At 36.3% G+C, this 18,365-nt stretch carries 20 protein-coding genes, 5 tRNA genes, 1 rRNA gene and 1 pseudogene; 15 read left to right on the forward strand and 12 right to left on the reverse strand.

Translation table 11 applies throughout. The annotated features are described in order from the left end of the window. Positions 1-44 precede the first annotated feature (44 nt). The 5 genes from rrf (at position 45) to murQ (ending at position 2,536) form a co-directional block, all read left to right on the forward strand. Positions 45-160 (forward strand): 5S ribosomal RNA (gene rrf / locus AAX15_RS07480). Between the two features lie 12 nt (positions 161-172). After that, positions 173-249 (forward strand) — tRNA-Asp (locus AAX15_RS07485). Between the two features lie 16 nt (positions 250-265). Next, positions 266-341 (forward strand) — tRNA-Trp (locus AAX15_RS07490). Between the two features lie 134 nt (positions 342-475). Continuing rightward, complete coding sequence (locus AAX15_RS07495; RefSeq protein WP_046939852.1) at positions 476-1,615, forward strand: anhydro-N-acetylmuramic acid kinase; 1,140 nt, start codon at positions 476-478, stop codon at positions 1,613-1,615. Between the two features lie 9 nt (positions 1,616-1,624). Continuing rightward, positions 1,625-2,536 carry an N-acetylmuramic acid 6-phosphate etherase gene (gene murQ, locus AAX15_RS07500; protein ID WP_046939854.1) on the forward strand — a complete coding sequence of 304 codons (912 nt, stop codon included), beginning with the start codon at positions 1,625-1,627 and terminating at the stop codon, positions 2,534-2,536. 29 nt (positions 2,537-2,565) lie between these two features. Here the strand turns inward: murQ and AAX15_RS07505 are convergent, their stop codons facing one another. Beyond that, positions 2,566-3,408 carry a divergent polysaccharide deacetylase family protein gene (locus tag AAX15_RS07505; RefSeq protein WP_046939855.1) on the reverse strand — a complete coding sequence of 281 codons (843 nt, stop codon included), beginning with the start codon at positions 3,406-3,408 and terminating at the stop codon, positions 2,566-2,568. Beyond that, on the reverse strand, positions 3,408-4,640 hold the full coding sequence (gene envC / locus AAX15_RS07510; RefSeq protein ID WP_046939857.1) for a murein hydrolase activator EnvC: 1,233 nt from the start codon (positions 4,638-4,640) through the stop codon (positions 3,408-3,410). Before envC ends, AAX15_RS07505 begins: the two co-directional genes overlap by 1 nt. 175 nt (positions 4,641-4,815) lie before the next feature. Here envC and AAX15_RS07515 point away from each other — a divergent pair, with 175 nt between their 5' ends. Further along, complete coding sequence (locus AAX15_RS07515) at positions 4,816-5,499, forward strand: 2,3-diphosphoglycerate-dependent phosphoglycerate mutase (protein WP_005625827.1); 684 nt, start codon at positions 4,816-4,818, stop codon at positions 5,497-5,499. Between the two features lie 322 nt (positions 5,500-5,821). Beyond that, positions 5,822-5,920: pseudogene (locus AAX15_RS09360) on the forward strand (IS3 family transposase); the annotation flags it as partial. Between the two features lie 47 nt (positions 5,921-5,967). Here the strand turns inward: AAX15_RS09360 and AAX15_RS07520 are convergent. The 4 genes from AAX15_RS07520 to rpmE form a co-directional block, all read right to left on the reverse strand. Continuing rightward, on the reverse strand, positions 5,968-6,711 hold the full coding sequence (locus AAX15_RS07520; protein WP_046939873.1) for a glycosyltransferase family 25 protein: 744 nt from the start codon (positions 6,709-6,711) through the stop codon (positions 5,968-5,970). 1 nt (position 6,712) lies between these two features. Continuing rightward, on the reverse strand, positions 6,713-7,879 hold the full coding sequence (locus tag AAX15_RS07525; protein ID WP_046939859.1) for a glycosyltransferase: 1,167 nt from the start codon (positions 7,877-7,879) through the stop codon (positions 6,713-6,715). 15 nt (positions 7,880-7,894) lie between these two features. Further along, the gene (locus AAX15_RS07530) at positions 7,895-8,782 is read right to left on the reverse strand and encodes a hypothetical protein (protein WP_046939861.1); all 888 of its coding nucleotides are present in this window, start codon (positions 8,780-8,782) and stop codon (positions 7,895-7,897) included. A gap of 90 nt (positions 8,783-8,872) precedes the next feature. Then, positions 8,873-9,085, reverse strand: a complete 213-nt coding sequence (rpmE, locus tag AAX15_RS07535) for a 50S ribosomal protein L31 (RefSeq protein WP_005625828.1) — start codon at positions 9,083-9,085, stop codon at positions 8,873-8,875. Positions 9,086-9,259: 174 nt separating this feature from the next. Here rpmE and mutY point away from each other — a divergent pair, with 174 nt between their 5' ends. From mutY to AAX15_RS09655, 8 genes are all read left to right on the forward strand, one after another. After that, positions 9,260-10,396 (forward strand): A/G-specific adenine glycosylase, encoded by a 1,137-nt coding sequence (mutY, locus tag AAX15_RS07540; protein WP_046939863.1) that lies wholly within the window; start codon positions 9,260-9,262, stop codon positions 10,394-10,396. Next, complete coding sequence (locus AAX15_RS07545; RefSeq protein WP_005625838.1) at positions 10,374-10,646, forward strand: oxidative damage protection protein; 273 nt, start codon at positions 10,374-10,376, stop codon at positions 10,644-10,646. Before mutY ends, AAX15_RS07545 begins: the two co-directional genes overlap by 23 nt. A gap of 14 nt (positions 10,647-10,660) precedes the next feature. Then, complete coding sequence (gene mltC / locus AAX15_RS07550) at positions 10,661-11,737, forward strand: membrane-bound lytic murein transglycosylase MltC (protein WP_046939865.1); 1,077 nt, start codon at positions 10,661-10,663, stop codon at positions 11,735-11,737. Between the two features lie 235 nt (positions 11,738-11,972). After that, a tRNA-Phe gene (locus tag AAX15_RS07555) sits at positions 11,973-12,048 on the forward strand. 2 nt (positions 12,049-12,050) lie between these two features. Continuing rightward, positions 12,051-12,126, forward strand: a tRNA-Asn gene (locus AAX15_RS07560). Positions 12,127-12,596: 470 nt separating this feature from the next. Then, entirely contained in the window at positions 12,597-12,776 is a 180-nt protein-coding gene (locus AAX15_RS09645) for a hypothetical protein (RefSeq protein WP_230599598.1), read from the forward strand. Positions 12,777-12,929: 153 nt separating this feature from the next. Beyond that, positions 12,930-13,232, forward strand: a complete 303-nt coding sequence (locus tag AAX15_RS09650; RefSeq protein WP_052749723.1) for a hypothetical protein — start codon at positions 12,930-12,932, stop codon at positions 13,230-13,232. Beyond that, positions 13,219-13,386 (forward strand): hypothetical protein, encoded by a 168-nt coding sequence (locus AAX15_RS09655; protein WP_230599599.1) that lies wholly within the window; start codon positions 13,219-13,221, stop codon positions 13,384-13,386. The genes AAX15_RS09650 and AAX15_RS09655 overlap by 14 nt, the downstream gene beginning before the upstream one ends. 251 nt (positions 13,387-13,637) lie before the next feature. Here AAX15_RS09655 and AAX15_RS07570 read toward each other — a convergent pair whose 3' ends face one another. From AAX15_RS07570 to AAX15_RS07595, 6 genes are all read right to left on the reverse strand, one after another. Continuing rightward, positions 13,638-14,786: a tyrosine-type recombinase/integrase gene (locus tag AAX15_RS07570; RefSeq protein WP_230599600.1), complete on the reverse strand. Its 1,149-nt coding sequence runs from the start codon at positions 14,784-14,786 to the stop codon at positions 13,638-13,640. A gap of 204 nt (positions 14,787-14,990) precedes the next feature. Further along, positions 14,991-15,076 (reverse strand) — tRNA-Leu (locus tag AAX15_RS07575). Between the two features lie 25 nt (positions 15,077-15,101). Beyond that, positions 15,102-15,440, reverse strand: coding sequence for a preprotein translocase subunit SecG (secG, locus tag AAX15_RS07580; RefSeq protein WP_046939867.1), 339 nt, complete (start codon positions 15,438-15,440; stop codon positions 15,102-15,104). 108 nt (positions 15,441-15,548) lie between these two features. Then, on the reverse strand, positions 15,549-17,504 hold the full coding sequence (locus AAX15_RS07585; protein WP_046939870.1) for a DNA topoisomerase III: 1,956 nt from the start codon (positions 17,502-17,504) through the stop codon (positions 15,549-15,551). A gap of 15 nt (positions 17,505-17,519) precedes the next feature. Beyond that, the gene (gene recR, locus AAX15_RS07590; RefSeq protein WP_005626527.1) at positions 17,520-18,122 is read right to left on the reverse strand and encodes a recombination mediator RecR; all 603 of its coding nucleotides are present in this window, start codon (positions 18,120-18,122) and stop codon (positions 17,520-17,522) included. 62 nt (positions 18,123-18,184) lie between these two features. Then, a partial coding sequence (locus tag AAX15_RS07595; protein WP_046939871.1) for a YbaB/EbfC family nucleoid-associated protein occupies positions 18,185-18,365 on the reverse strand: 181 nt, incomplete at its 5' end.

Below are 18,365 nucleotides of genomic sequence, written 5' to 3' on the forward strand. Positions count from 1 at the left end.
ATTTTTTTAGTTTATTCATTGAGTAAATTAAAAAAATAAAAATTTTTGGCAGAGATAGTGCAATAGATCCACCTGATACCATACCGAACTCAGAAGTGAAATGTTGTAACGCTGATGGTAGTGTGGGGTATCCCCATGTGAGAGTAAGGCACTGCCAATTACCACATTTAGCGGAGTGGTAGTTCAGCTGGTTAGAATACCTGCCTGTCACGCAGGGGGTCGCGGGTTCGAGTCCCGTCCATTCCGCCAATTTATTCATACCAATAGGGGCGTAGTTCAATTGGTAGAGCACCGGTCTCCAAAACCGGGTGTTGGGAGTTCGAGCCTCTCCGCCCCTGCCATTAAAATATTCTTTTTAATTAATCATAAAATATCTTTATACTCATACCTTTTTCATATTATTTAATAATTCTTTTTATTTTTCTTTTTAAATTAGATATATAATTATTGAGTTCAAAATATAAAAATAATTAGTATGAAACCTCAATATTATCTTGGCATGATGTCTGGAACTAGTCTAGATGGAGTAGATATTGCTCTCGTTGATTTTTCTCTAGAGCCTCGACTTATCTTATCTAATTTTTTTCTTATGCCAGAAAATTTACGCCAGAAATTAACCAAACTCATTCGAGCTGGTGAAACAACTCTACAAAATTTAGGTGAGCTCGATCATGAGCTTGCTTTACTGTATTGTGATTGTGTACATGGCTTTCTACAAAAATATAATCTTATTCCAAGTCAAATTGAAGCTATTGGTTGTCATGGACAGACAGTATGGCATTCTCCTGCTTCTGCATTTCCTTTCACAATGCAACTAGGCGATATGAATTTATTGGCAGCTAAAACAGGAATATCGGTTATTGGTGATTTTCGTCGTAAAGATATGGCATTAGGCGGACAGGGGGCTCCTCTTGTACCCGCTTTCCATAAAGCTGTATTCTCAAATGCTAATTTTGCTACAGTGGTTTTAAATATTGGTGGGATTAGTAATGTTTCTATATTGTTTCCTAATCAACCTGTAATTGGCTTTGATACGGGGCCAGGTAATACATTATTAGATCAATGGATAGAAAAACACCAAGGTCTTCGCTATGACAAAAATGGTGAGTGGGCTTCAAAAGGTAACGTGAATCAAGTTCTGCTTGAGGAATTATTAAATGAACCTTTTTTCTCTTTATCCGCCCCAAAAAGTACAGGGAGAGAGTTATTTAATCTTGATTGGTTAATTGTCAAAGTAGAAAAAGCATCTGAAAAACTCACCGCGCTTTGCTCCGAAATCACATTATCCCCAGAAGATATACAAGTGACGCTTGTTGAATTGACGGTAACAAGCATTGTTAATGCACTAAATCAACTCCAAACAGATTTACCAAAACGTTTATTAGTATGTGGCGGCGGCGCAAAGAATAGCTTAATTATGCGTGGATTGCATGATAATTTACTCGATTGGCAGGTCGGAACAACGACAGAGCAAGGTTTTGATATTGATTATGTAGAAGCCGCTGCTTTTGCTTGGTTGGCTTATTGTCGAATGAACAATTTACCAGCAAATCTGCCTAGCGTAACTGGCGCAAAAAGAGCGGTTAGTTTGGGGGCTATTTTTCCTAAAGACTAAGGCCAAAATATGAATGATATTATATTAAAAAATTTATCCACATTAATTACTGAACAACGAAATCCGAATTCAGTTGATATTGATCGTCAAAGTGCTTTAGATATTGTTCGATTAATGAATAAGGAAGATAAACAAGTTCCTTTAGCTATTGAAGCATGTTTGCCTGAGATTTCGTTAGCGGTAGATAAAATCGTTCATGCTTTTAAACAGGGCGGGCGTCTAGTATATATTGGAGCTGGGACGAGCGGTCGTCTTGGCGTATTGGATGCATCAGAATGTCCTCCTACATTTGGTGTATCTTCAGAAATGGTCAAAGGTATTATTGCGGGGGGCGAACATGCTATTCGTCATCCCGTAGAAGGGGCAGAAGACAATACGAAAGCTGTACTTGAGGATCTACAAAGCATAAATTTCTCAAAAAATGATGTATTAGTCGGAATTGCTGCAAGTGGCCGCACTCCTTATGTTATTGCAGGTCTTCAATACGCGAAATCTCTTGATGCGTTGACAATTTCTATTACGAGTAATCCAGAATCTGCGATGGCTGAGATAGCCGATATTGCGATTGAGACTGTTGTTGGGCCTGAAATATTGACGGGTTCTAGCCGCTTAAAATCTGGTACCGCACAAAAAATGGTTTTGAATATGCTGACTACGGCAAGTATGATTTTACTGGGTAAATGTTACGAAAATTTGATGGTTGATGTACAAGCCAGTAACGAGAAACTTAAAGCACGCGCTGTACGCATTGTGATGCAAGCAACAGATTGCGATAAAACGCTTGCTGAGCAGACATTAATTGAAGCAGATCAAAATGCAAAACTTGCAATTATGATGATTTTGAGTAATTTATCGAAATTAGAGGCGAAGGCATTATTAGAAACACATCAAGGTAAATTAAGAAATGCACTTTCTAAATAAGACAAAAACCTGATTGTAAAATCAGATTTTTATTTTGGAATTCCGCGTAGTAATCCAACGGGTTCAAAAGGTTCCATTGAGGTTGGCGCAGGCATTTCTGAAAATAATAGAATAAATTGTTTAGGTGGAATTACTTTTTCATTACGCCATAAGTAGCTCATTCCGACAAGTTGGATATCTTCAGGTAAATTGTTAATTCCCGCTTGTAACACCGCAATGGTATTTGGACGAGGATGTCCTATCGCAATCGCTGTACCATGTTTCCTTGCATATTGAATTGCAGCTTGAAACTGATGTTGAACGTCAGCTAGTTCGTTACTGTCATCTAAAAATATATGACGATCTAAGGAACGAACACCTTGTTCTTTTGCTATTTTCCCTGCTACAGATTTTCCTATTGTTCGACTATCTAAAAAGAACAAATGTTTTTCTTGAAGTGCGGTCATTAAATAAGTCATTAATTGGGGATCGGCCGTAGCCGCACTGCCCATGTGATTATTCATGCCAATTGCATAATTCACGATATTTTTGGCTGTATTTACTCGATTGTTGACCTGTGCTGAAGACATTCCTAAATGCAGCCCTCCATCTTCTATTTTTACCGCACTCACTGGTTGCATCGGCATATGAATTAAAATGTCTCGACCTTGAGATTTTGCTTCTTGATTACGTGCTCGAGCATGAGGCGCAGCAGGAATAATTGCGACGGAAATTTCACGCGGCATTGCAAAAATAGCCGCATCTTCTTTGAGATGATAGCCTACATCATCAATAACAATAGCAAGTTTATTTTGTGCAAGGGGGATGGAAGTATAAAGTGCGGTAGAAAAAACGATGAAATTTTTCACCGCACTTTTTATGAGAAGTTTCATTAACGAATCCATCCAGTTGGATTCACTGGTGTGCCTTTTCGGCTAATTCCAAAATAGAGTGCGGAACGAGAGATTTCACCAGTATTACCGACTTGAGCAATAGTTTGTCCAGCAGAAACAAGTTGACCAACTTTTACCAATACGGCTTGATTGAAACCATACAAACTTAAGTCGGTTTCTCCATGTTTGACGATGACCATATAACCGTAGCCATTCAAATACCCCGCTAAAATTACACGTCCAGCCGCAATTGCTTTGACTGCAGTTCCAGATGAGGCACCAATAACCATACCTTTCCAACGAACTTCACCTGCCTGAATCGTTCCAAAATTATGTAAAGTTGGCCCTGAAACTGGTGCTGAATATTGTTTTTTGGCAACCCCTAAACCACTTGTACTGTTAAGTAATTGACGTTCTTGTGCTGTCGGTTGATAAGGTTTTGAAGTCCGTTTTTCTTCAGCTTTTTGTCGCTGTGAAAGCGCTTCTCGCTCTCTTTTTTCTTGTTCTAAAGCCGCTTTTTCTGCACGTTGAATTTCTTGACGGAGCGCTTGTTCATTAGCCTTTAGGCTATCCAATTTATTTTGATCTCTCGCCAAATTCTTATTAAGTTCATTTAGCGTAGATTGACGTTCTTGTTGTGATTTTTGTAATTCTTGTTGCTGTTTTTTTTGCGTTAAAAGTTGAGCTCGATGATTTTTTTGCTGACCTAAAATTGATTCTTTTTGGGATACAATTTGAGCTTGTGTTGCTTTTAAACTATTAATTATTTCTATTCGAACTTGGTTTAAATGTTGATAGTACACTTTCATGCGTTCTGCTTTTTCCGCATTTTTAGAAAACATTCTTTCAATAACGGAAGGATTTAAACCTGAGCGATAAATCATATCCATTTGTTTCGCTAAGCGTGATTTCTGTTCAGATTCTTGTTTTTCCAATTGTTTGAGTTGTTTATCTGAGTCAGAAATTTGCTTACGAATTTCTTTCAAGCTCATTTCTGTTTCATGCAGTTCACCCACGACAGCATTAATTTTACTTTCATGGTTTTTCAAATTAGCTTGTAACTTAGCTTGCTCGCGTTTTTGTTCAGCAATTTTAGATTCTTGTTGTTTAATTTGCTTTTGAATCTGGTTAAGATCGGAAGCATAGCTTATTGGGGAAAAAATCAACAAACCACAGCTAAAAAGTGCGGTGAAAAATGGCGATATTTTTTTGTTTAATCCCGAATACAGCATAATTTTTCCTAAATTCTTAAAATCGCACAAATCTTATCACATTTGTTAAAAGGCGAAAAAGTTTAGCCCCTATTTTTTGCTAAAGATCAGGAAAACTCGCCTTTTTGCTTTTAAACATACTCAATTTTTGCTATAAAGTGCGAGTTATCTTTTACTTAAATTTTAGGAGATTCTTATGGAATTAGTATTTATCCGTCACGGTTTTAGTGAATGGAATGCGAAAAACTTATTCACTGGCTGGCGTGATGTAAATTTAACAGAACGCGGTGTAGAAGAAGCAAAAGCAGCGGGCAAAAAATTATTAGATGCTGGCTATGAGTTTGATATCGCATTTACATCTGTGCTAACTCGTGCAATCAAAACTTGTAACATCGTGTTAGAAGAATCCCATCAATTATGGATTCCTCAAGTGAAAAACTGGCGTTTAAATGAACGTCATTATGGTGCTTTACAAGGTTTAGATAAAAAAGCAACTGCGGAACAATACGGTGACGAACAAGTTCATATTTGGCGTCGTTCTTATGACATTTCTCCACCAGATTTAGATCCACAAGATCCAAATTCTGCACACAATGACCGTCGTTACGCAAATATTCCATCTGACGTAGTGCCGAATGCTGAAAATCTAAAAATTACTTTAGAGCGTGCACTTCCATTCTGGGAAGATCAAATCGCACCAGCAATGCTTTCTGGTAAACGCGTTTTAGTTGTTGCTCACGGTAACTCACTCCGTGCATTGGCAAAACATATTATTGGTATTTCTGATGCTGAAATTATGGATTTTGAAATCCCAACAGGTCAACCTTTAGTGTTAAAACTTGATGATAAATTAAATTACGTAGAACACTACTACCTTTAATTTATCGCTTTATTTTTTTAATTTAACATTCAAAGTGCGGTTAATTTTGATCTGCACCCCAAAAGTTGGACTAACCAAACCAACAATTGAGGTGCAGATTTTATTATGGGTAAACACTATACAATCGAATTTAAATTACAGGTTCTTCAGCCTATTTTGAATGGGAAAATGAGTATTCGAGAAGCGGCCGTTTTTACAATATTCCTTCCAATGCCTTAGTCGGGACATGATTGAAAAGGTTTGAAAAAAGTGGCATAAAAGGACTTATTCCCCGTAAACCATCAGAACAACCGCTGATGAAACCCAAATATGCAAAGTTGATGCAGTCAGAGATTATTTGGATTACTATAATCACCGACGGATTCAACTAAAATTAAAAGGACTGAGTCCGATAGAGTACCGAAAACAATCCTTTAAATAACAGTCTAATTTTTTGGGAGTAGATCAAAAAGAATCGCACTTTGTCATTTATGAATGCAACACATTATAAATATTCCTTTTAATACTTGTACTGATATTAAATAATTCTCTTGCTATCACTGTTTTTAATGTCTTGACTTTCTTCTGCTTTTCAAAAATAGTTGATTCAATTTCGTAATCAGCCTCTAAGCAAAACGGTACAATTGCATAAGGTGGGACTTTATTTTCAAAAAAACGGTCCATTGTAACATCCACAGTTAAATACCATTCTTGGCTTTGCTCTAAAAATTTCTTAGCTGCTTTAGGCGTTAAATAATAACCCGTTGCACCAATAAAACCTTTACTAAATTGATAAACAGAGAAATGCCCAAAATCCGCCACTAATTTTCTTTTATTTTTTAAACGATCAGGCTGTAACCAAAAAAACTCAAAGGTATTTTTCTCACTATTAATAAAATCAAGCACGTCTAGAAAATTATCTTTAAACTTAGCGTCATCTTCTAACACAATAATAGGGCTATCTAACTCAACACATTTTTCCCACATTGAATAATGGCTAGCATAGCACCCTAGTTGATTGAGTGTGAGTGGATATCCTTTCACATTCAGTCTCTTCTTCTCGTTATAACGTTGAAATAAGGGGTGATTCGGATTTTCTTTTCCATTAATTGCCTTAAAGAAATGAATATCCTGTTCTGTGTTATCCAAAAATAATCGATCAAACTGAGCCTGCATATAAGCTTTACGATCAGTAGATTTTTCTAGATTGATGATATAGATTGGTACTCTCATATTATTCATATTCGCTATTCTCAAATAAATTACGTAAATCGGAAGTTATCTTTTCCATTGAAAAATCTTTAATACGCTCTAAAGATTTTTGACTATAATAACTATACAATTTACTGTTTGTTAGTAATTTTAAAGTTTCACTAACAAATTGCTCTTTATCATGTAACGGAACTAATTTACCAAATTCACTATTTATCCCTAAAATATCCTTAGGACCAGTTGGACAATCCATAGAAACAACAGGAACACCAAAAACCATACTTTCTAGTAAAACTGTTGGCAATCCTTCATGCTCTGATGTATGCAAAAATAATGTTGCATTTTTAAAATATGGATAAGGATTTTCAATCGCTCCAAGAAATATTACTTCATCATCAAGTTTTAGGCTTTTTACTTTTTTCTCTAATATTTCTCTATTCTCACCATCACCAATTATACATAATTTATGAGGTATATCGTTTTGTTTCAATTTACTAAAGACTTCTAGTAATTCTTCATGCCCTTTCCCATTAACTAATCTAGAAACTTGAAGCAAATAAGGGGGGAGTATAAATTTATTTAATGAGATTGGTTCTAATGCTTTTTCTCTTAATAAATCTATATTAATAGGATTAAAGATAGTTAAAAAATTTTTTCCATCTATGTCTAATATATCTTTTATACGCTCTGTCATTTCTGGACAAATTGTGATTACCTTACCATGATTTCTAAATATATTTTTAAACTTCTTTACTTGCTTCAATGTAACTGGGCTACTTCCATTTAATTGACCATGTACCCACCTAATCGTATTTCTGGACTTGTAAGAATGAAATGGGTTCCGTATATACTTATCTAAACAACCACTAAAATCTATTACATAATTATACTTATAGGAGGCTTTTCTAACTAATAAACTATATTTTGTATCAAGATATAACTTTAGTAACTCATATTTTAGTTTACACATTAAAGATTTTTTAGATAATTTAGAAAAAGATAATCTTCTCTCTAATATTTCATATGGATATACATATATATTATCTACACTGTCTTTTTTATCTTTTGGCCCATAAGTAATCAATAAATCCACTTGATATCCCAATTTTCTTAAAATATCACAGTACGTATTAAGAACTGTTTCAACGCCACCGATAACAAGCCATTTATGTAGAATTAATATTCTCATATTGATGTCCTTCATTTATGGAAATATTCTTTTTCCACTATGATTGAATTGATTAAATGCATTTATAATATTTTTCTCATTAATCATATATTGTTGAATTCTTCCCTGTAACCTATTATTTTTAAAATAGTTTTCAAAATCAAATTTACTAAACTCTATCCATTCTTCTAGGTTAAATTCATTTCTCTGATTTTTTATATTGGGAAAATGCCAATTTGTGCATATTGTAAATATTTTCTTCCTTTCTTTTGATGGTAATGGGAGATATTCGTAAGCAGTAAATCTATTATCAATCCATCCTCTCCAAAATTCAAAACGAATATTTCTATTATTATAAATAATCCAGCTATCTGATGATTCAGAAACTGGATTTTTTTTATTAATATATAATACATTATTAAAATAATGTAAGTTTATTCTATTCAATATTACACAATCTTTTCTTCTTATAGGCAATTTACAAACAGATTGAAATGCCTCTAAATTAAAATAATGATCGCAATCTATTTTTACGACCCATTTATTTTTTGGTAACTTATCCCAAACAAAATTATAGTATGAATCTAATCTTGTATTTAGCTCAAGTTCGATATTCATATAACGATAATCTCCACCTGGAATAACATCAAATGGATATTCTACAGGAATAAATTGAGGGTATTTTTTACAAAATTCTAATATGTATTCTTTTGTACCATCAGTACATGAATTAAATCCTATTACCCCTCCTTCTAAAGCTGGTAAAACACTTTTTAAACAGAGATCAATAGTTTTAATCTCATTACAAGCCCTAATAAATGCATAGGGTTTTATTGGCCTTCTCCATCTATATAAGTTTTGTAATTTTTCAGTAATTCTTAAACGTTTTGATAGACCTAGATAAAAAAGTAAAATTTTAATCATCTTTGTTTCCTATACTTTAACTTTCCATGTTCTATATTTTTAAGTAAAACAAAACCCCACCATCTGGCAGGGTTTCGAAGCAAGCTCAAATTATTTTGTGCTTGGAATTTTGAAACGGCTGTTGAAACGCTCAACACGACCACCAGTATCAACAACACGTTGTTTACCAGTATAGAATGGGTGGCAGTTACCACACACATCAAGATTGATGTCTTTACCTAAAGTTGAACGAGTTTTGATCACATTACCGCAAGAACAGGTTGCTGTGATTTCTTTATATTCAGGATGAATACCTTGTTTCATAGAAAACCTCAAAATGAAGCCACGCCGCTATGAGAACTTTCTCCCCACACCGCGTGAGTTAATAATACGCCATAATTGGCACCAAATAGATCGCGGATTATACTGAAAAAATACAGATAAACAAGCCTTATTTTCGTGTAAAATCATTCGGATTTTTAACCGCACTTTTCTTTTATGTTAGCAAAATCTTCAAGTAACGCACCTTTTGCACAATCTGTGCTGAAATGGTATGACAAATTTGGCCGTAAACATTTGCCGTGGCAACAAGATAAAACGCTTTATGGCGTATGGCTTTCTGAGGTGATGTTACAACAAACACAAGTCGCGACAGTAATTCCTTATTTTGAGCGATTTATTAAAACATTTCCAAATATCACCGCACTTGCCAATGCTTCTCAAGATGAAGTTTTGCATTTCTGGTCTGGTTTAGGCTATTACGCTCGGGCGCGTAATTTGCATAAGGCTGCTCAGAAAGTGCGGGATGAATTTAATGGAAATTTTCCAACAAATTTTGAGCAGGTTTGGGCGTTACCAGGCGTGGGGCGCTCGACAGCTGGAGCTATTTTAGCTTCTGTATTAAATCAGCCTTATCCGATTTTAGACGGTAATGTAAAACGAGTGTTAGCTCGCTATTTTGCTGTTGAAGGATGGCCAGGTGAGAAAAAAGTAGAAAATCATTTGTGGACGTTGACGGAACAGGTTACCCCCACAGATCGTGTCGCAGCTTTTAATCAAGCTATGATGGATATTGGTGCGATGGTATGTACGCGAACCAAACCAAAATGTGAGCTTTGCCCATTAAATTTGGAGTGCTTAGCTTATCAAAATCATACTTGGGAAAAGTTTCCTGCCAAAAAGCCTAAAAGAAATATGCCAGAAAAAGAGACTTATTTTTTGATTTTATCTAAAAATGGCAAAGTGTGCTTGGAGCAGCGAGAAAACTTGGGGTTATGGGGCGGCTTGTTTTGTTTTCCACAATTTGAAGATAAAGCTTCGTTGCTTCATTTTTTAGCGCAAGAAAAAGTCAGCTATTATCAAGAATGGCCGGCTTTTCGTCATACCTTTAGCCATTTCCATTTAGACATCCATCCTATTTATGCAGAAATGGACGGTGGAATTAATATTGAGCAAGCTAATTTAGATTGGCGCAAAGTTGTGGAAAGTCCAAAAGAATATCAATCAAATCTATCAAGTGCGGTCAAATATTGGTATGATCCGAAAAATCCTGAACAGATCGGGTTGGCTCAGCCTGTGAAGAATCTTTTAATACAATTTGCAAGGAATTATTATGGCAAGAATGGTCTTTTGTGAGTATCTCAAACAAGAAGCGGAAGGTTTAGATTTCCAACTTTATCCTGGAGAACTAGGTAAACGAATTTTTGATTCGGTGAGTAAGAAAGCTTGGGGCGAATGGATTAAGAAACAGACGATGTTAGTGAATGAGAAAAAACTCAATATGATGAATGCGGAACACCGTAAATTGTTAGAGCAAGAAATGGTAAATTTTTTGTTTGAAGGTAAAGATGTCCATATTGAAGGTTACGTTCCTCCATCAAATTAATTGGCTGTTATACAATGAAAAAGTATTTAGTATTAGCATTATTATCGCTTTTGTGTGCTTGTAGCGATTCGTTGAATCGTGGGGGCATCAATTATGATGAATCCTTTGCAAAAGACACGCAAGGGTTAGATATTCTCACAGGACAATTCTCGCATAATATTGACCGCATTTGGGGCGTAAATGAATTGTTAGTGGCTAGTCGAAAAGATTACGTGAAATATACAGATTCTTTTTATACGCGTAGCCATGTGAGTTTTGATGAAGGTAATATCGTTATTGAAACCCAGCAAGATCTCAATCGATTACATAATGCTATTGTCCATACCTTGTTAATGGGGGCGGATGCAAAAGGTATTGATTTATTCGCATCTGGCGATGTGCCGATTAGCTCTCGCCCATTCCTTTTGGGGCAGGTTGTGGATCATCAAGGACAACAAATTGCTAATCAAGTTATTGCAAGTAATTTTGCCACTTACTTGATTCAAAATAAATTACAAACTCGTCGATTACAAAACGGGCATACTGTGCAATTTGTTGCGATTCCAATGATTGCAAATCACGTAGAAGTGCGTGCGCAGAAATATCTACCATTGGTTCGTAAAGCGGCTGAACGTTATGGCATTGATGAAAGTTTGATTTTAGGTATTATGCAAACAGAATCGAGTTTTAACCCATATGCGATTAGCTATGCAAATGCTATTGGATTAATGCAAGTCGTGCCTCATACAGCAGGCCGAGATGTGTTTGCAATGAAAGGAAAGGGCGGTCAACCATCGACGCGTTATTTATATGATCCTGCGAATAATATTGATGCTGGCGTATCTTATTTGTGGATTTTACAAAATCAATATTTAGATGGAATTACGAATCCAACTTCAAAACGTTTTGCAATGATTTCTGCTTATAATAGTGGTGCTGGTGCTGTATTGCGTGTTTTTGATAATGATAAGGATATGGCGATTTACAAAATTAACCAAATGTATCCAGAGCAAGTTTATCGCATTCTAACGACTGCTCACCCATCATCACAGGCTCGTAATTATTTGTTGAAAGTAGATAAAGCACAGAAAAAATTCCGTGTAAGACGATAATTGAATTTTTTCAGATAATAAAAAATGCTCGTTGGGAAATACCATCGAGCATTTTTTATAATAAGTGCGGTTTATTTTGAAATAATTTTATTATTTCGTTGTTTTAATAAACATATTGATGATTAACTATTCAAACGCAACGTTTTTTTGTATTTTTTTAAATTTAAGTGTTGACCGAATCCCGAAAAAATAGTTTAATACGCTCCGTTGTCAGGCAGTAGCCAATAACGATAACGCCTCGATAGCTCAGTCGGTAGAGCAGGGGATTGAAAATCCCCGTGTCGGTGGTTCGATTCCGCCTCGAGGCACCATTTCCTCCTTAGTTCAGTCGGTAGAACGGTGGACTGTTAATCCATATGTCGCAGGTTCGAGTCCCGCAGGAGGAGCCAAATTCAGAAAAGCCGCTAAAGAATTTTAGCGGCTTTTTGCTATATCTTGTTCCAGAGCATAAATCATCTCTCCGTTTAAAACGGAAGTTATGAAGCATCGGAATTAATTCTGTTTCTTCCCATCTTTATTCCTTATCTTCTTTCTTTTGTATGAGCTGAATTAATAAAGAAAAACGTTCATATGGACCTTGTGTACATTTATAAGGATTAGGTCTTGTTATAGAAGGGATAATTTCTTTGATATGTTGTATAGCTTGTAATAATGAAATAAGGCCTTTGGATGGGATTCAAGGAAAACTCTTTGCTATATCTAACAATCAGGTCTTATCTTCTATAGTTTGTTGTTTTTGATATTGAATGCCAGAGATCGTATTGTGATGGAATATGAGACGGGAAATAAGATAAGTCCAATAATAGTAGGTAAAACAAAACCCCGCGATTAGTTTCGCGGGGCTGTGTTTAGTTAAATGGTGCTTGGAGAAGACCAGTTAAATAGTATTTCATCTATCCGCATAGTCAAAGAAGATCAACAATTAGTAAACCTTGTTCAATATGGTGAACTGTCAAAAGCTGAAATAACGGCTATTTGTAAAAACTTAGCTAAAAACTCTGATGCGATAGAAGTCAAACTTCTTGATGCTGCAGCGTAGACTAAAGAAGATTTAAGTGGTTATATTCAACGCTTACGCAATGATAAAGATACTGCAGACTTCGCAGAGAAAATAGTACCGCCAGAGAAATTAAAAGAAAAAGACGGAACGAACAAAAAATCACGAGCCTTTCAAAAGTGGTTAAATTTAGATATGGCACTGCAGCGTGGTTGCAGAGAAATCTATGCTTATGATGGTAAAACGTGGAATAAACAAGAAAATGATGACTTGGAAGAGAAAGCAGTTAAATTTCTCGATGAAAATGAATTTAACTACAGCGATTCTACAATAGAGCGGTTAATCAAGACATTAAAAGCCCAACTACCAAGAATGGGAGAAATGTCTAACGCAAACAGATGGGCTTTTTATTGGTGTTACAAACATGGGATTAGACAAAATAAGAACGCACCTTTACCCAGCCTATTTAGCCTATACAAAGGCGATGAATATCGGTGAATTAGGGCTGAACAACTTTGTAATAGGGATTGAGCAAGCCTTAAAACAGAATGGCAATAAACATGATTTCATGAAGAGACATACCAAAACTGGACGTAGGACAAATATCCATTTTAAGGATTTTGATAGTTTTCGAAATGAAATGTTTAGTTAAAAATAGCGGGTTAAAACCCGCTTTTTTATTGAGTCTTCACCAAAAGGTGAAGGCTTGGTGAAGGGTTAAAAGGGTAGTTTTCACCACTTAAAATATTGATTTATAAATAAAAAAATACCAAAGGTGAAGAGGTGAAGACTAAAACCTATAAAAAACTTTTTTAATATACTAATTATAAATTTAAGTTCATTCCGCAAGATTCACAATAATCACCGATAAGCTGCATTATGGGTTTTCTTTCTTCTAAATAATTATATCGATTGTAAGTATTTTCTAAGTTCGTCCCCACCTTCTAATAAATGAGAAAGAATAGTTTCAGATACATTGCGTTCAACTTTATGAGAGGCTAAGAATGTTTTAATAAACGCACGGATGCCGTGAGCAGTTAATTTATCTTTATAGCCGATACGTTTTAGAGCAACATTTACGGTTGCTTTATTCATGGGTTGATTTTTTGATGAGCGGCCAGCAAAAACAAAAGAGCTATTTTCTGAAAACAGTTTCATCACTTCTAAAAGCTGAATTGCTTGTGAAGATAAAGGCACAGTATGCGGTCGTTTTTTGTCTGCTTGCCCTTTCATTTTTTCTTTGGGGATATTCCACAACTTGTTATCAAAATCAATTTCTGACCATTCCGCATTTACCGCCTCTTTTGGTCGTAATGCCGTTAAGAATGACCAACAAATTAATAAATAGGTTTTTTTGCCTATACGAGCATTTGCTAAGTCTTGGAATAATTTTGAGAGTTCATCAAGTTTAATAGTGGGATGTGGCGTAGAGGATTTTATATAGAAGTTTTTCACAGCTAATCTGCAGTTATGGCTTTCTATGATACCTTTTGTTATCGCATGATCCATAATTGCGCCGACAAGCTGGTGGATTTTTTTGAGGGTGTTACTTCTATCTGCTATTTTTTCATAAATGCTAACTAACTCTTTTACTTTTATTTCTGATACATGCTTATCACCAATATAAGGGAAGATATGATTTTTCAATCGTTCCCAATTCTTTTCTCGTGTTTCTGGATTTTTAGCTTTTTCTTTGTAGATACCATTAAAGTAACTTTCTGCAACAGAATGGAACGTATCTTTTAAACGGTTTTCATATTCTTGTTGGATGCGTATTTTTTCTTCTTGTGGATCGATACCTTTCGCAAGTAACGCACGATATTCTTCACGTTTAGCACGAGCATCTGATAATTGGATTTGGGGATACATTCCAAGGCCAGCATTTGTTCTTTTTTTTGTAACTGGATGATAGTAGTTAAATAGCCAAATTTTAGATCCGTTTGGCTTAACTCTTAGAATAAGACCGTTACCATCAGATAATGGATATTCTTTTTCTTTTGGCTTTGCTTTTCTGATTTCTGTATCTGTTAAAGGTTTTTTGGTTCTAGACATAAGATTTCTTCCCTAACGCAGTAATACAAGATAATAGATATAGTAACATCAACTAAGTCAGTGTTACTAATAGTGTTACTAAAAACAGCGATTAAAGACAATTAGAGACGATTAGATATGATGGGTGAAAGTGCTATAAACCCTTGTGAAATCTGGATAAAACAAAACCCCGCGATTAGTTTCGCAGGGCTTTGTTTAGTCAAATGGTGCTCTGGGCGAGACTTGAACTCGCACGACCTGTGGTCACTACCCCCTCAAGATAGTGTGTCTACCAATTCCACCACCAGAGCGTTAATTTTTTATGCTAATCCTATTTTATTGTGGGATGTCGCTATTTTTATTGTCTTTCGCTGGAGCTGCTTGTTGTTGAACTTGCTCTGCAGCTTGTGATAAATCGTCGAAAGCACCTTTTTGAATATTGCCTTTGTGTGAATTCATGTTACCTAAAACAAGAGCAATAACAAAAAATGCGGTTGCTAAAATCGCGCTAGTACGTGTTAAAAAGTTACCTGCACCAGCAGAGCCAAACATTGTACCTGATGCGCCACCACCAAAAGATGCACCAGCGTTCGCTCCTTTACCTTGTTGAACGAGAATAAACCCGATCAAGGCAATCGCGACAACAACATAAATAAATAAAAGAACTTGATACATTTTTTCTCTCTAATTTGCAATTTTGCAAGAAAACTGGTCGTGAATGTTATAGAAAATTCAATTTTCTCGCAAGTGATTTACATAAAAAAAATATTAATTGGTTTAACTTTAATCAGTTTGACCGTTTGATTTACTCGATTTTTTTACCGCACTTTTAGGTTTGGTTCTATCGGATTTAATCATTTTAATGCGGCTTAATTGTCTTAATGCATTAAGATCTACAAAACGGACTAAATCAGGCAACATTTGATTCAAGTTATGCATAAATTGTTGATAGGTTGCTTGTTTTTGACTAATGTCTGTGAGTTGCGATTCCCAATGGGCGGTCATATCTGGTTGGGTGGCAATATCTGGTAATGCCTGAATTAAAATTCTTCCAGTTTCTGTACTATGAATATTTCGCCCTTTTTTCGTTAAAAAACCGCGTTTAAAAAGTAACTCAATGATGCCAGCGCGAGTAGCCTCTGTCCCCAATCCATCGGTTTCTCGCAGGATTTTTTTGAGTTCTTTATCCTGTACAAATCGAGCGATCCCCGTCATTGCAGAAAGCAAGGTTGCATCTGTGAAGGGCTTTGGCGGCTGAGTTTTTTTACTAATCACTTCACCGCGTTCACAATGCAAAATTTGTCCTTTCTTTACTATTGGTAATAAGGGTTCTTGATTTTCTGTGTCGTCTTCTTTGCCTAACAATTCTTTCCACCCAGCCGTTTGTAAATTTCGCGCTTGGGCTATAAAAGTACCGCCGGCGATATTTAATGTGATTTTGCTTTTACGATATTCTGCGTCAGGACAAAATTGCATTAAATATTGGCGAGCGATAAGGCTGTAAATATTACGTTCTTCTTGTGTTAGATTTACTGGACGATTTTTGGCCGTTGGAATGATTGCATGGTGAGCTTCTACTTTTTTATCATTCCAACAGCGATTTCGCTGTTCAGTTAAAATAACATTTGGTAAGACTTGATAAGCTGCACAATGGGTTGAAATTGCATTTAGTACATTGTGTCGTTCGGCAAAATGTTCTTCGGGTAAATAACGACAATCAGAACGTGGATAAGTAATCAAACGATAAGTTTCATATAGGCGTTGGCACGTATCTAATACGGCTTGAGCGGACATACCGAATCGCTTTGCTGCATCAATTTGTAACGCAGAAAGGGAATAAGGCAAGGGCGCCGTTTCTTTTTCACGAACGTCTTTGTATTCGGTTACTTCTGCAGGTTGATTCGTAATACGTTTTACAACGTTTTCTGCTAATCCTTTAGAGAGCACTCTGCCGTCATCATCTTGGTAATCTTCACAAGCTTTGCTGGGTTGCCATAAGGCACTGAAAAGTGCGGTTGATTTTTCCTGAGTTTTTTCTTCTTTATTCTCTGGATTAATCCAAGCTAGTACTTCAAAGAAATCTTTGGGTTGGAAATGTTCAATTTCTAAATCTCGACGTACAATTAAACCTAGCACAGGGGTTTGCACTCGGCCAACCGAAAGCACGCCATCATAGCCAGTTTGTCTGCCTCGAATGGTATAGGCTCTGGTCATATTAATGCCATAAAGCCAATCGGCGCGGGCTCGTGCGAGTGCAGAGGTGGCAAGAGGAATAAAGTTACGGTTGGGTTGTAATTTTTTAACCGCTTTTTCTACCGCACTTGGATTTAGGTCGCTAATCAAGCAGCGTAAAATTTTATCGCGTTTTTCGGCAGATAAATTGGCATAACTGAACACTTCATCTACAAGTAATTGTCCTTCTCTATCAGGGTCTCCTGCGTTAACAAGTGTATCGGCTTGATGGATCAGTTTTTCTACCACAGAAAGTTGTTTTTTTACTTCTTTTCGCGGTAAAAGTTGCCATTTTTCAGGAATGATAGGGAGATGTTCTAAACGCCATTGTTTGAATTTAGGATCATAGGTATCGGGTTCTGCTTGCTCGAGCAAATGCCCTACACACCAAGTTACTACATCATTATCGCCACATTTAATAAAACCATCCCCACGTTGATGAGGTTTGGGGAGCACATCAGCAATAGCTCGAGCTAAGCTTGGTTTTTCGGCGATAAATAAACGCATAATGGTATGAGAAGATTAGTCGATTTGACGACGACCTAGAAAAGAGTGAGTAAGCGTTGTGCCGTCCACAGTTTCCAGTTCACCACCCACAGGAATGCCATGAGCGATACGACTCACTTTGATATTGTGCTGGCGGCACATTTCAGCGATGTAGTTTGCTGTTGCATCGCCTTCCACAGTTGGGTTTGTTGCAAGAATCACTTCGTGGAAAGATTCTTCTACTAAGCGTTTTTGCAGTAAATCTAAGCCAATTTCACGAGGACCAATGCCATCAAGTGGTGATAAGTGTCCCATTAAAACAAAATAACGTCCTGAAAATTGCCCCGTTTGCTCAATCGCTTGAATATCTGCTGGCATTTCAACGACACAAAGCAAACCTGAATTTTGACGGCGTGGATTATTGCAAATGTTGCAAGTGTCTTCTTCCGTAAAGTCTCGACATTGTGAACAATGGCCAATTTTAGACATGGCTTCAGTGAGTGCTCGAGCTAAATTCATTCCACCGCTACGATTACGCTGTAAAAGATGGTAAGCCATACGTTGCGCAGATTTAGGCCCTACGCCTGGAAGACAACGTAAGTTTTCAATAAGGTGTTCTAAAAGTGGGCTGCTTTGCATAGTGATTTAATGAGAGGCAAATGAGAGATGACGCGTGAATCTTATACTCACGCGCCTAATAATTAAAACGGAAACTTCATTCCTGGAGGTAATGGCATTCCAGCAGTAACCGATGCCATTTTTTCTTTTTGTAATTCTTCTGCACGACGCACCGCATCATTAAAAGCTGCCGCGATTAAATCTTCTAACATTTCTTTATCGTCTTCTATTAAAGACGGATCAATGTCAATGCGACGGCAGTTA

Origin of the sequence: Haemophilus haemolyticus, assembly GCF_001008275.1 — a bacterium.
GTDB classification, from domain to species: domain Bacteria; phylum Pseudomonadota; class Gammaproteobacteria; order Enterobacterales; family Pasteurellaceae; genus Haemophilus; species Haemophilus haemolyticus_P.